The organism is Chitinasiproducens palmae (assembly GCF_900095735.1).
GTDB classification, from domain to species: Bacteria; Pseudomonadota; Gammaproteobacteria; order Burkholderiales; family Burkholderiaceae; genus Chitinasiproducens; species Chitinasiproducens palmae.
The window spans coordinates 1-13565 of record NZ_FNLO01000002.1 but is presented as its reverse complement, the minus strand read 5'-3'; the positions used below and the strand labels follow the sequence as shown (position 1 = coordinate 13565).

General features: G+C 66.9%; 11 protein-coding genes and 1 pseudogene. 4 read left to right on the top strand and 8 right to left on the bottom strand.

Going from position 1 to position 13565, the window contains the following annotated elements:
• Positions 1-277 precede the first annotated feature (277 nt).
• A complete protein-coding gene (locus tag BLU54_RS03205) occupies positions 278-2011 on the top strand; it encodes a hypothetical protein (RefSeq protein ID WP_139169450.1) in 1734 nt (577 codons plus the stop codon).
• Between the two features lie 93 nt (positions 2012-2104).
• Here BLU54_RS03205 and BLU54_RS03200 read toward each other — a convergent pair whose 3' ends face one another.
• Complete coding sequence (locus tag BLU54_RS03200) at positions 2105-3304, bottom strand: MFS transporter (RefSeq protein WP_091904583.1); 1200 nt, start codon at positions 3302-3304, stop codon at positions 2105-2107.
• Positions 3305-3631: 327 nt separating this feature from the next.
• Here BLU54_RS03200 and BLU54_RS03195 point away from each other — a divergent pair, with 327 nt between their 5' ends.
• Positions 3632-4552: a LysR substrate-binding domain-containing protein gene (locus tag BLU54_RS03195; protein ID WP_091904580.1), complete on the top strand. Its 921-nt coding sequence runs from the start codon at positions 3632-3634 to the stop codon at positions 4550-4552.
• 156 nt (positions 4553-4708) lie between these two features.
• Here the strand turns inward: BLU54_RS03195 and BLU54_RS03190 are convergent, their stop codons facing one another.
• The gene (locus BLU54_RS03190) at positions 4709-5422 is read right to left on the bottom strand and encodes a glutathione S-transferase family protein (protein ID WP_091904577.1); all 714 of its coding nucleotides are present in this window, start codon (positions 5420-5422) and stop codon (positions 4709-4711) included.
• Positions 5423-5614: 192 nt separating this feature from the next.
• Positions 5615-7567 (bottom strand): glycoside hydrolase family 3 protein, encoded by a 1953-nt coding sequence (locus tag BLU54_RS03185; RefSeq protein ID WP_235837765.1) that lies wholly within the window; start codon positions 7565-7567, stop codon positions 5615-5617.
• A 438-nt stretch (positions 7568-8005) separates the two neighbouring features.
• Here BLU54_RS03185 and BLU54_RS03180 point away from each other — a divergent pair, with 438 nt between their 5' ends.
• On the top strand, positions 8006-9310 hold the full coding sequence (locus BLU54_RS03180; protein WP_091904574.1) for an MFS transporter: 1305 nt from the start codon (positions 8006-8008) through the stop codon (positions 9308-9310).
• 16 nt (positions 9311-9326) lie between these two features.
• Here BLU54_RS03180 and BLU54_RS23095 read toward each other — a convergent pair whose 3' ends face one another.
• The 3 genes and pseudogenes from BLU54_RS23095 to BLU54_RS03170 all read right to left on the bottom strand — a co-directional run bounded on the left by BLU54_RS23095 (position 9327) and on the right by BLU54_RS03170 (position 11005).
• Complete coding sequence (locus BLU54_RS23095; protein ID WP_235837764.1) at positions 9327-9542, bottom strand: porin family protein; 216 nt, start codon at positions 9540-9542, stop codon at positions 9327-9329.
• Positions 9543-9558: 16 nt separating this feature from the next.
• Positions 9559-10185 (bottom strand): annotated as a pseudogene (locus BLU54_RS24500) (porin); the annotation flags it as partial.
• 34 nt (positions 10186-10219) lie between these two features.
• The gene (locus BLU54_RS03170; RefSeq protein WP_091904569.1) at positions 10220-11005 is read right to left on the bottom strand and encodes an NAD(P)H-dependent oxidoreductase; all 786 of its coding nucleotides are present in this window, start codon (positions 11003-11005) and stop codon (positions 10220-10222) included.
• A 70-nt stretch (positions 11006-11075) separates the two neighbouring features.
• On the opposite strand from BLU54_RS03170, the gene BLU54_RS03165 reads away from it, so the two are divergent.
• On the top strand, positions 11076-11987 hold the full coding sequence (locus BLU54_RS03165; protein WP_235837763.1) for a LysR family transcriptional regulator: 912 nt from the start codon (positions 11076-11078) through the stop codon (positions 11985-11987).
• Between the two features lie 223 nt (positions 11988-12210).
• Here BLU54_RS03165 and yghU read toward each other — a convergent pair whose 3' ends face one another.
• Together yghU and BLU54_RS03155 are read right to left on the bottom strand one after the other, a co-directional pair.
• The gene (yghU, locus tag BLU54_RS03160) at positions 12211-13095 is read right to left on the bottom strand and encodes a glutathione-dependent disulfide-bond oxidoreductase (RefSeq protein ID WP_091904564.1); all 885 of its coding nucleotides are present in this window, start codon (positions 13093-13095) and stop codon (positions 12211-12213) included.
• 236 nt (positions 13096-13331) lie between these two features.
• Positions 13332-13565 (bottom strand): 4Fe-4S dicluster domain-containing protein (locus BLU54_RS03155; protein WP_170844997.1); only part of this gene is annotated, 234 nt, incomplete at its 5' end.

Genomic DNA, 13565 nt, shown 5'->3' with positions numbered 1-13565 from the left:
CCGCTTTCCGCTTTCCGCTTTCCGCTTTCCGCTTGCCGCTTGCCGCTTGCCGCTTGCCGATATTGGCGGCAAGCCGCCCGCCACGTCCGTCCCGCCAGGGAAGACCACGGCGGCATGCTCGTTCGGCTCAAGAACATGGTCTGCATTGCCGTAAACAGCGGCATGCTCGCTCAGCGCGCGAATCGCTGGCCTTTCCGGCCTGCCAGCGGCGCACGTGCGAGCGCTCACAGGCTGGCGTCGCCCGGCCCTGCGACCGCAAACAAGCCATTGAGGGACGATGAGACAGCATCAGCACAACAGCGTTTGGAACCTGTGTCGCACAGGGCTTGGAGCCTCGTTGGTGGCGATCATCGCCGCTTGCGGCGGGCACGATGTACCGAGCGCCTCGATCGGCGACACTGCCTATCCGGCATGCGGCGGCACGCCAGCCGTCGCAGCGGTGCAGGGCTATCCGGTCTATCGGCTCTCGGCGGCGAACGTGAATGCCTGCGATGTCCTCACTCATTACGATGCGGGTTATGCGATCGTCGCCGACGGCGATGTCGACGTCTGGGGACCGACCGACGGCATGCCGAAATTCACGATGAGCAGCGGGGTCGACGCCACGGAACCCACCGGCGACGGCCTGCTGATCAGCACCGTCGCGGTCGGCACGTCCGTGCCGGTCGCCACGCAGAGCGAGACGGCGACGACCTTCGTGCTCGCCAAGTCCGCCGACAACGCGGCGCCCGTCGAATGCCAGTTGCAGAACAGCGACGCGACTCAGCTCCAGAGCGATATCGAGAACTGCCTTGCCAGCGTGCGCACGACGCAGACGCAGCAGCGCGCATTAACGCGCGCCGGCACCGCATCGATCAAGGCGCAAACCAGCGACAGCGCCGACGGCATCGGCAACACCAGCCCGGACCCGACCGCGTGGACGCTGCTCGGCACCAGCGCGCAGGAAGTCAGCATCGACTCGTATACCGACAATTGGTGGCAGCCGACCCAGAAGACCGGAACGGCGGCCTTGCGGTTCAGCGTCTATCGTCTCAACGCGTCCGACCAGAACGACTACTACCTGGTCAAGGCGGTGTGGGACACGAATCCGGTCCCGCGCATCAACGCGACCCATCCCACCATCAAGGACACCTGTGTCAAGGGCGACTACTGCGGCTACTACAACAACCTGCACACCATCGCTTTCTCGTTGTCGGTGATCCGGAACGGGCAGACGACGCGTGGCGCGGTGGAGAGCTACATGCCCAGGACCGTCGAGCGGAACAAGACGGTCAGCGAGAAGATCGGCGGCGATCTGTCGGTGAGCGACAAGGGCGTGAGCGGCAAGATCAACAGCGAAATTTCCACCTCGTATTCCTACTCGGCGCTGAACATCCTGTCCGCCGCGACGCGCGGCACGGTCGAATTCACCGCGTCGCACGCGACCTCCAAGCGCGACATCTGGGACGCCGACCCGACGACGATCGGCGGCGGTCGAAAGGTTGCGTGGGTGCTGTTCAGCGTGCCGGCGGGCAGCGCGCGCATCGAAGACAGCATCCAGGTTGGCGTGTCGAAGTTCGAAGGCAACTTCGGTCTGCGCGCCGACAACGATCTTCTGCCGCACGTCTATCTGTACGACTACAAGCTCGACCAGCCCTACACCGTCAGTTTCTCGCCGCCGGTGTTCGCCGCGAAGGTGGTCAACGCCGACGGTACGGTGCAAGCCCTGCCAATGGCGACGAGCGATGTCGTACGGCTGAAACCGGGCCAGTCGACGACGATCCGCGTCACCGCCGGCGACGAGACGACGCCCGTGCGACTCTCCTGGCAAGTCACCGACGCATCGAGCTGGCTGTCCACGTCCGCCGGCAAGAACAGCGTACGCAGCGGCGACGAGGACATCGTCGTGACCGCCGACAATGCGGCGGTCCCCGGCACGACCGGCTATGTACGCATCAACACCAGTCCGCGCGGCGCCGCCGCGGCATTGCGGCAGGGGGACCTCAACGTGCGCATCCAGGTTGTCAACTGACGGGTGGCGAACCGGACTCAAGGCCAGGACTCAAGGCCAGGACTCAGGGCCGGGACTCAGGGCCGGACTCACGAACCGGACTCAGAGTGACACTCAGACCCGCCGTCGTGAACGGCGGGCGAAGTGTGCGAGGCAAGCCGCCGCCAGGAAAGCGATGCCGCCGCCCGCGGCCAGCGTCGCATACGCCGCTTGCCAGTCGTGGCTCGTGTCGAACACCGTGCCGAATGTGATCGGCGCGACCGCGCCGGCGCCGAAGCCGAGCACCGAGCGGATGCCCATCACGCGGCCAAGCTTGTCGGCCGGTACGGTGTCCGAGATCGCGGCGGAGAGCACGCCCGAATCGCCAAGAATGAAGAAGCTGGCGACCGCGGCAATCGATACCGTCCAGGCCGGATGCCATTGCATCGAGCAACCGAGCAGCAACGAACACATCGCGCCTGCACCCGCCACGACGATCAGCACCGTGGAGCGGCTGCCACGGTCGGACAGCGCGCCGAACGCGATGGTCGAGAGCATGCCGCTCACGTGGATCGCCACGCCGACCAGCAGCGCGGTCGTGGTGATGCCCAGGTTTGACGATGCAAGCGCCGCCACGAGCAGGGACGGCGTCCACGCATAGTGGCCGAGCAGTTCCCAGCAGTGGGCGACATAGCCGACCAGCAGACAGAGCGCAGCAGGTCCCAGCGCCGACTTGGCGGTTCCTGTGGCAAGCGCCGCAGGCGTGGACCCTGCCCGTGCGGGCGCGCGGGCTACACCTCGGAGGCTGACGTGGCCGACTGCGGCCCCCGCCAGCACGCCCGCTGCGCACACCGCGAAACCCGCGGTCGGGCCCAACGAACGCGCTGCCCAAAGGGCGAAGAAGACGGAGAGCAGATAGCCGAAGGAGCCCGCGGCCAGCATGACGCCCATCGCGCGGCCCCGCGCTTGTGGCGCACTCAAATCCGCCGCCAGCATCAACGCCGGGGCATAGGCGCCGCCCTGAGTCAGCCCTACCAGGACGATGCCAACCAGCGCAGTCTGCGGCGAATGCGCGAAACACGCGAAACACGCCAGCGCGGCCGCGCCGCTCCATGTACAGACCAGATAAACGCGCCGAGCCCCGTAATGATCGGCCAGCCATGCCGCGATGAGCAACGCCAGCGCATTCGACAGGTTGAACGCCGTCTGGATCGACCCGGCCGTCGCCGCGCTCATCTGCCAATCCTGTCGAAGCACCGGCAACGCGCCCGCAAATACCATCGTGCCCATGCACGCGCCGGCACGTCCCACGCAAAGCAGCGCCAGCCGGTTCATCGGCCGCCCCGAAAATCGCCTCGCGTCACCGCTTCGACGGCGCGGTCGCAGGAACGATGCGCGCGCGCGCGGGCAGGCGGGCGTCGCATGGCCCAGGGGGTGGCCCGGAGGTGGCGACGGAAGTGACACCGCAAGGCCGCGTGGGCGCGTTGCGTCCTGGTCAGCCGCAGCGCTGTCGATCTCCGGCGAGCAACGCCGGTGCATGCTTGATACAGCCTGTCCATCGCGTGTCCGTGGCATGGTGAAACGACGGTGCGATGCTAAGGCCCGCATGCCCACCCGACAAACGATGAATACTGCGCGTTTGCTTGACTTATACTCAAGCAGATGACACGGCTCCCTCCCCTCACCGCATTACGGGCCTTCGAGGCCGCGGCGCGCACCAACAGCTTCACGCTGGCAGCCGAGGCCCTTTGCGTGACGACCGGCGCGGTCAGCCGCCAAGTCAGGCTACTCGAAGCCCATCTGGGCGTGCAGCTGTTCGCGCGATCGCATCGCCGCGTCGTGCTGACGGCTGCCGGCCAACGCTACGCCGCTGCCGTGCGTCAAACCTTCGACGCGCTCGCCGAGGCAGGCGAGGCACTTGGCAGTGGTGGCGCGGGCGCGCTGGTCCGTCTCGACTGCGTGCCGACGTTGTCGATGCACTGGCTCACGCCGCGCCTGGCAGCATTGCTTGAAGACCGCGGCGACATCCGCATTGACACGTCGACCGGTCTCGGCCCTGTCGATCCTGCCGCGCCGTTTGATATCGCGATCCGCCGCGACCCGCGCCATTTCGTCGGCCTGACCGCTTCGGTGTTGATGACGGAGTGGTCAACGCCGCTGTGCAGTCCCGCGTTTGCGAAGACACACGGGCTGACGACGCCGGAGACCGTCGCTCGCGCGCCGACCATCCACATCCGGGCGCGAGAGGATCTCTGGCCGACCTGGACTCGACGCTACGGCCTGGCAGCCACCGCCGCGGCCAGGCGCCTGACGCTCGACCACACCTTCGCCGCACTGCAGGCGGCCGAGGACGGGCTGGGCACGGTCGTGATGCCAGTGCTGTTTGCACACAAGCAGTTGGCCTCCGGCCGCCTCATCGCGCCGTTGCCACAGACCCTTGCCGACTCGGGCGAATACTTCGTGGTTACGCGGACGGACGACGAAGGCGCAGCGGTCGCCGACGTCAAGGCATGGCTGCTCGAACAGGGTCGACAAAGCCGGAACCGCTGGCTGCCGGAATCGTGTAGGGTGCAATCCGCCTGATTCGATGAACGCGCCGCTCGGGCGCCGTGCCTGACGCACACGGGAGCGCAGCGACGGCAAGCGACCCGGAGCCCGACTCGACCTGTTGCCGGCACGGGCGAGGCGAGTGCGCACCGGTGCGCGAGCGCGCTGCGCAGGCGGTGGTGCGGGATCGCATCAACGCGCGGAACCACTGCGTGACGCCTGGTTTGCAACGTGCTGGGGTGCCGCCCGAAAGTCGACCAGCAGCCGCTCGTCGTCCAGCACCTTGCTTATGGCGGGCCGCGCGCACAGGCGACGCGCCAGCGCCGACCATTTCGGGAAACAATCGAGCGCGCCCGGATTCACGTTCGCAGCAGGTCCGTGCGCCCAGAAGAACAGCAGATAGAGATCCGCCACGCTCAAGTCCGGTCCCGCCGCCCAACCGGTGTCCGGCAATCGTGCCTCCGTAAGCTGCAACAGCGCCGTCACGGTGGCGTGGCCGGTCGCAGCGACTTCCTCCTGTGCCGACGAAGAACGCGCGTAACGCGCGGGCCGTCGCACGTGAGCCATCGCTGGGTGCAGTGAAGAGGCGCCGAACGACAGCCATTCAAGACACCGTGCCTCCGCCGACGCCTCGGACGGCCACAAAGCCGTGCCCGGAAACCGTCGCGACAGATAACGCAGGATCGCGAGGTTTTCGGTCAACACAAAGCTTCCATCGACCAGCACCGGCACCCTGCCGAGCCCATTGAGCCCCTGAAAAGACCGGGTGCGCTGCTCGCCGCCGCCGAGGTCCACGTGCCGCAGCGTGTAGCCCGCGTGCGCCTCCTCAAGGACGAGGCGGGGAACCATGGCGCAGGAACCAGCGGCGTAGTACAGCGTGAGCGGCGTGTCGTTGGGTTGATTCATCGCAGGCGGTCGAGCGATCTGTCAAGCGGTCTGTCAAGCGGACGTCCCGCATCGCATGACGCGGGACGGATGAGAGTCAGCCATACATCATAATAACGAACATCGTTTTATTTTGAAACGGTCGGCATGCCGTCGCGATGGCATCTAGTCGCGCGGCCGCACGCGGCAGCGCCCTAAGCGGTCAGCCATCGGTCAGGCATCGGCGGGGCTTCGGCGGCGCGACTGTGGGTAGCGCATGCCGAAGCCACGCGGGTAACGCACGGGCCCTGTTTGCGGCGCGATGACGACTGGCAGGCGACCGGCCGGCTGTGACGCTCCCGCCAGCACGTCCGCCAGTGCGGCCATCGACGGGCCCCGCCACCCGTCTTCGTAACCGAAATAGGCATAGGTCGCGAGCGACGCATGCGATACGTCCTCGTAGTCGAGCACGTCGTACGGCGCACGCATCGTCACGTGTACCACCGTCTTGCCGGCCTGCATCGCATAAACCATTGCGTCGCGCGGGGTGGGCGGCGCGCCTGCGGCCTGCGCCGTCGCAAGCGACGCGCCCGCCCGTATCGGATCCGCGACCGGCGTCGCGGCGAGCGCCGTGGTCCCCGCAATCAGGACGTCGGCCGCCTCGATGCGTTGCCGAAGCGCGGCGATCGACAAGGTCCCGAGCTTCGCGTGTTGGACGGACGCAAAGCCCAGCGCCTGCAGGCGCCTGGCCACTCCTGCGGCCTGCTCCCCCCACGGCGTCACGATCAGGATGCGTGCGGCGCGATCGCGCAGCGGCAGCCGGTCGTCGACGTTGCGCAGCAAGGTGATCGACTGGCGTGCAATCTCATTCTCGACCGCACGATGAGGCGCGCCGCCAATCTCGCCAAGGCCCGCTGCGCCGGGCTTGGCAGTGGCATCGATGCCATTGCGCAACTTCATGCGGGTGATGCGGACCACCGAACGATCGAGCTCGGCGCGGTCGAGGGCGCCACGCTGCACCGCGTCGACCAGGAAGTCGACCAGCCGGGGCACGCGTCCGACCTGCTGCTCGGTGCTCACCGCGACCGGCATCAACGCGATGTCGACATCGGCCTGAAACACCTTCAGCACGGCGTCCTCCTCGTCGAAGAAGTGGCTGATGCCGGCCATGTCCAGCGCATCGGTCACCGTCACGCCGTCGAAGCCCATCTGCGTGCGCAGCAGGTCGTGCTGGATGCGCCGCGACATCGTCGCGGGGGTGACGATGCGCTCCCCGGTGCGCAGCGTCACTCGCGTGTCGTCGAGCGCGGGGTACTGGATATGTGCGGTCATGATCATCTCGGGTCCGCGATCCGACGGACCGGACTGCACGATGGCACGACGATACGGTGCCAGATCGATCGCCTCGGCCTGTTCACGCGTCTTCTCGACGAGCGGCAGGCCGAAGTGCGAATCGGTGCTGGTGTCGCCGTGACCGGGGAAGTGCTTGAGTGTGCCGACCACGCCCGCTTTGCGTAGCCCGTTCAGCGTTTCCTGCGCCAAGACCGCGATGTCGTCCGGATCGTCGCCGTAGGCGCGGACATTGATGACGGGATTCAGCGGGTTGCTGTTCACGTCCACGACCGGCGCGAACGCGACATTGAATCCGACGGCGCGCAGTTCGTCGCCCATCACCTTGCCCTGCCGGTATGCCAGTCGCGCGTCGCCGCTCGCCTGATAGGCCGCGCCGAGCGCCATGTTGCCGGGGAAGGAAGTGGCCTGGACGCGCGGCAGCCGGAACACGTTGCCGCCCTCCTGGTCCGTCCCCAGCAACAGGCCCGTCGTCGCACCGGGCGTGCGGGCCGAGCGCAATGCCGCCAACAGACGATGGGTCTGCTCGATCGACGTCAGATTGTCGGAGAAGAGAATGACGCCGCCGATGTGGTTGTCGCGCACCACCGAGGCGATGGCCGGCGGCATTTCGGTCATGCCGCTCTTGCACAAGGTCGTGTCCTCAGCGCACCAGTAGCGGAACGCCATCATGATCTTCTCGCCCAACTTCTGACGAAGCGACATAGTCGAGACGATCGCTTCGGCGCGCGCCGTCAGTGCGGCTTCGGCGTCGTCGGACCGCCCGTGCATGTCGCCGCCGCAACCGGCGCACGCGAGACAGAAAAGTAGGGTCAGGCCGACGCGGGCAGGCTTCATGGTTCTTTGCGGTAATGGCGAAGCCGCCATCTTGCGCAGTGCCGCGGTTGCCGCGAATGACGACATGTGCCGCTTTGTCACGACCCGCAATTGCGTCAGCGCCGGGGCGCCGGCGCGCCTTCGTTCAAGACGCCATCGCGCCAGCCGGATACGGCAGCAGGCCGGCACGCGACCGGCTACCTCGTTCGCGCACGCCAGCAAGCGCCGGCGCCGGCTCGCGGCGTGCACGCACCAGTCGGTCGAGCCACGAGCCACGAGCCCCGGAACCCCACTGGCCGACACGTTATTGCATCGCCACGCACCAGACACATTCTTTTTCTTTATCATGCTTTCCGTCTCCGCCAGCGCCCTTCGCGCACGCGTCCGGCGGGGCACGGCGGGGCGCCCCTGGCCGCCCCGCCAACGACTGCCGCCTACTCGACCGCGCGCCGCAACCACATGACATCCGCCTCCCAAGCTTCCCTGCCCGACGAACCGCCGGCGCTCGCGCGCCTGTATCGAAAGCTGACGCTGCGTCTGGTCAGCGTGTTCTGCCTCTGTTATTTCGCGGCATACCTGGATCGGACGAACGTCGGTCTCGCCAAGCTCCAGATGCTCGATGCACTCGGCATCAGCGACACGATCTACGGCCTGGGGGCTGGCCTCTTCTTCGCCGGCTATGTCCTGTTCGAAGTGCCGAGCAACCTGATCCTGCAAAAGGTCGGCGCCAAGCTCTGGATCGCCCGCATCATGGTGACGTGGGGTCTGGCGTCCGGACTGACGGCGTTCGTGCAGACGCCGCTGCAGTTCTACGTGCTGCGGTTCCTGCTCGGGGTGGCCGAAGCCGGCTTCCTGCCAGGTGTCCTGCTGTACCTGACGCAGTGGTACCCGGACGCCCGGCGCGCGCGCATCGTGGCGCTGTTCATGGTCGGACTGCCGCTGTCGAGCATGATCGGCAGCCCGCTGTCGGGCTGGATCATGGAGGCGTTCGACGGCCTGGCACGCCTGGGTGGCTGGCAGTGGCTGTTCCTGCTCGAAGCCGCGCCGTCGGTCCTGCTGGGCATCTTCGTGTTCCTCTACCTGCCGAACGATATCGCCTCGACCCGCTGGCTCGGTGCGGACGAGAAGGCGATGCTGCAGGCGCGCCTTGCGGCGGACCGCATCGACGGCAAGCAGGAGGCGATCGGCGCGGCGTTCACGGATCCGAAAGTCTGGGCATTGGGCCTGATCGACCTTTGCGTGCTGCTGGGCCTTTATGCAATCAGCTTCTGGCTGCCGACCATCCTGCGCGACACGGGTGTACGCGATGCCTACACGATCGGCTGGTGGATGGCCGTGCCGAACGCCGTGGCGGTCGTGGCCACCGTATGGTGGGGGACGCGCTCCGACCGCAAGCGCGAGCGCCGCTGGCACATTGTCCTGCCGTTCCTGCTGTCCGCCGCCGCGATGGTGGCCGCAACGGCCGGCCCGCACGGGCTGGGCGCGACGATCGTGATCTTCACCCTGATCAATGCGGGTGCGGCAGCCGCGATGCCGGTCGTGTGGGCCTTGCCGTCGGCCTTCCTGAGAGGCAGGGCTGCCGCCGCCGGCATTGCGTTCGCCTGCTCGATCGCCAATCTCGGCGGATTCGCCAGCACTTACCTGATCGGCTGGCTGCGCGACACCTTCCATACGCAGAACGCGGGCCTGTACGGATTTGCCGCGTGCCTGCTGGTTGGCGCGATGCTGGCGTTGTCCTATCCCGCGCGGCTGGTGAACCGCTGACGCGCCCCGCCGCCGCTCAGAACGTGTGACGCAGGCCCAGGTTGACCGCGGTCTGGTTGCGCCCACCGGCGTTGCCCACCGGATACAGCGCGGCGACGCTGCCCGCCGCGGCGCGCTGGTAGGCCACCACCAGGTAGACGTCGGTGCGCTTGGACAGGAAGTAATCCGCGCCCGCCTCGACCTGCTTGCGTCGGCCCGGCAGGATTGCATTGGCAGTGCCGTGATTGGGCACGATGCTCGCCGCCCCCCGCGGACAGGAACAGCGGTGTATTCACCTGATACCGCGCACTCACCTCGTAGACCGCCACCTTGTCGCCGGTCAGCGCCCACTTCGAATGCGTATAGAGGGCCTGGAACGTCCAGCGGGCCAGCCGGTAGCTGGCGCCCGCGCCGAACACCTCGAAACTGGCGGGCGCGGTATCGTCGCGGCGGGTCGTGTAGGCCGCGCCGATGCCGAAATCGTTCGCACCGTAGCGTGCGCCCAGGCTCATCGTGCGGCCGGCCGAGAAGCTGCCGGGCTGCCCCCCGAACGACAACAACGCGCCCACCACCGTATGTCCGACTTCCTTGCTGACCACCTTCGCCGCGTTGTCGACGCGCGCGCCGCCAACCCGATCGAAATCGGGCGAGCTGCCATTGTTGCCGAGGAACGCGAGGCCGGTCGCCGGGCGCAAGGCATACGATCCCATGAACTGTCCGGCCGAGTAGCGGCCCAGCTCGAACATGAAGTCGTACTGCCTGCCCAGCGTGACCGTCGCCCACGGCAAGTCCAGTCCGACATAGGCCTGCCGACCGAACTGTTGCCGACCGTGCGGAGCATTCGAGGCATAAGGGCGAGACCCGAGGCTGGTCGAAGCATCAGCGCTCACCCGCATGACCCTGACGCCCGATGCGCATGCCCGGCGCGGCTCATGCCGTCCGGTCGAGATGGACGTGCAGCCCCGCCTCCCCGGGTGCCAGGTCCTCACGCAGCGTCAGCGCGGGAATCGCATAATCGCCACCGTTCTGCTTGCGGAACGGCACTGGCGCGATGACGTCCAGAGTGTCGAGGCGGGCGCGCAGCGCTGCGACAGTCCGCACGTAGCCGTCGTCGCCAAGGCGGCCGGTGCGATAGACGACGAACGGCGGCACGACGTCGAAGCCGGCGTAGAACAAGATGCCGTGTTGGATCGGAAACAGCAGATCGTCGATGGCGCCGTTGACCCCGCGCGGCGCGTAGTGGGACGCCCAGCCACCCGTGGTGACGAGCAGCATCGCCCGCTTGCCCGCGAGTGTTCCTTCGCCGTAACGATCACCCCAGTGTGTGTCGGAATGTTCACCGACGCCATATGCGAAGCCGTAGGCATAGACGCGGTCCACCCAGCCTTTCATGATCGCCGGCATTGAGAACCACCACAGTGGGAACTGCAGAATCAGGACGTCGGCCCAACGCAGCTTTTCCTGCTCCGCTGCGATGTCGTCGGCCTGCAGCCCCGCTTCATAGGCGTCACGCGACGCAAGCGACGGATCGAAACGCGCTCCGCCCTGCGGCGCCCGGCTGTCCGCCGGACTTACCACGGCGTTCCAGTTCATCGCATACAGGTCGGACACCTGCACATGGTGGCCGCGAGACCGCAGATGGGACACCGTCTCCGACCTCAGCGCGCCGTTCAGCGAGCGTGGTTCCGGATGGGCATAGACAATCAAGACGTTCATTGCTTGCTTCCGTTGAAAGGGAAGCCCTACGATAGGCCGCCAGCCGCTATATTAGAAATGAATGATTCGAATGACAGGTATCACGATGCTCAATACCTTGCGACGGCTGGACCTGAACCTGTTGCTGACGCTCGACGCCCTGCTTGCCGAGCAACACGTGACGCGCGCCGCGGAACGGCTACACCTGTCGCAACCGACCGTCAGCACGCAACTCGCGAAGCTGCGCGTGGTGTTCGACGATCCGCTGTTGCTTGCCGGCCCGCGCGGCATGCGTCCGACCGCGCGCGCCGAAGCGCTGCGCGAACCGCTTCATGCGGCACTGGCAGCGCTCGACCAGGCGATCGGGGGCTCGGTGCCATTCGATCCCGCGCGTGCGGAACACGTCTGGCGAATTGCAGCGACCGACTACGGGGCGGCAAGCGTGGTGCTGCCCGCGTTGCCGAGGCTGCGCGACGCCGCCCCGGGCGCCCGGCTGGCGCTCCGCCCGCTGCGCCCGGCCGAAATCGCGCGCCAGACCGAACAAGGCGAGATCGACATCGCGCTGCATATCGCCGAGGAAGCGCCAACGGGACTGCGCTTTCGCGCGCTGTTCGCCGAGCGCTACGTGCTTGCTGGCCGACGCGGCCATCCGGGGCTGCGGCGACGCCCGAGTCGGGCGCAATTCTGCCGTTTGGAACAGGCAATCGTCTCGGCGGACGGCGGCTTTCGAGGGGTCACCGACGCGGCGCTCGCCGCGCTCGGCCTGGCGCGGCGCGTCGTGCTGTCGGTGCCGCATTTCCGGTTACTGGAAGATGCGCTGGCGCACTCGGATCTGGTCGCGATGTTGCCGTCGCGGTTGGTGCGCGACCACCCCGCACTGTGCGTGACCGAAGCGCCGGTCGACGTACCCGGTTTCGAGATGGTAATGCTGTGGCACGAGCGTCTGCACCGCGACCCGGCCCAGCAGTGGTTGCGCGAGCGCATCGTCGCCTCCCTGCCGTGAATCACTGCTGTGAATCACTGCTGTGAATCACTGCCGTGAATCACTGCCGTGAATCACTGCCGTGAATCGCCGCCATTACTCGTCCCCATTACTCGTCCCCATTACTCGTCCCCATTACTCGTCGCCATTACTCGCCGCCATTACTCGCCGCCATGAGTGCCGAAGTGAGGCGCCGACGTGCGCGAGGCGTGGACGTGGACCGCAGCGGCAATGTCAGCGCCGCTCAGTCCTGCATCCGAGCCGTCAGCTTGTCCTGCGTCTTGGTCTCGAAATCGCTCGCGTCATGCCGCTCGTGCAACTGGCTGGCCGGATCCCCCATTGCGCGGTTCACCATGCGTCCGCGTTTGACCGCGGGGCGCGCGGCCACCGTGGCTGCCCAGCGTTGCACGTTGCCGTATTCCTGTACCGCCAGAAACTGCCCCGCGTCGCCGTAGATCTCGCCCAACGCGAGCACGCCGTACCACGGCCAGATCGCCATGTCGGCGATTGAATAGTCACTGCCGCCGATGTATTCGCTGTCGGCCAGCCGCTTGTCGAGCACATCCAGTTGACGTTTCGCCTCCATCGCGAAACGATCGATCGCGTACTCGATCTTGATCGGTGCATACGCATAGAAGTGGCCGAAGCCACCGCCGAGAAACGGCGCGCTGCCCATCTGCCAGAACAGCCAGGAGAGACACTCGGTGCGGGCGCGCAATTCGACCGGCAAGAAGGCTCCGAATTTTTCGGCAAGGTAAAGCAGGATCGCGCCGGACTCGAACACGCGAATCGGCTCGGCGCCGCTGCGGTCGACCAGCGCCGGAATCTTCGAATTCGGATTGATCTCGACGAAACCGCTGCCGAACTGGTCGCCGTCGCCGATGCGGATCATCCAGGCGTCGTACTCGGCGCCTCGCTGCCCCTGCGCCAGCAACTCCTCGAGCATGATCGTGACCTTGACGCCGTTGGGCGTGCCCAGCGAATAGAGTTGCAGCGGGTGTTGACCGACCGGCAGAACCTTGTCGTGCGTCGGCCCGGCGATCGGCCGGTTGATGTTGGCGAACCGGCCGCCGTTTTCCTTGTTCCAGGTCCAAACCTTTGGCGGCACGTACTCGGAAGAATCGCTCATGGTCACAGCTCCTTGGATCTCGGTCGCAAACGTCGTTGGGGTATCGAAAACTGATCGCTGCGAGAGTACCAAATTGCCGCGAAACGCGTCGGCGCCGCGCCATGGCCCAGGCGCGCCGGCCGCCGCAGTGCCGAGCGCCCATACGGCCTGAGTGTCCAGCGCAAGCGCGGCCCAGAGGTGGTCAAGACGGGGCCAGCGCGCGAGCCGGGCACGGCCAAGGCACCACGTCCAAGCGCCTACATATTCGGATAGTTCGGTCCGCCGCCGCCCTCCGGCGCCACCCAGACGATGTTCTGCGTCGGATCCTTGATGTCGCAGGTCTTGCAGTGCACGCAGTTCTGCGCGTTGATCTGCAGCCGCTCGCCGCCCTCGGCCGCCGCATCGGCCACGAACTCGTACACCGCGGCCGGACAGTAACGCGACTCCGGCCCCGCATACTCCTTCAGGTTGATGCGCACCGGCACGCTCGG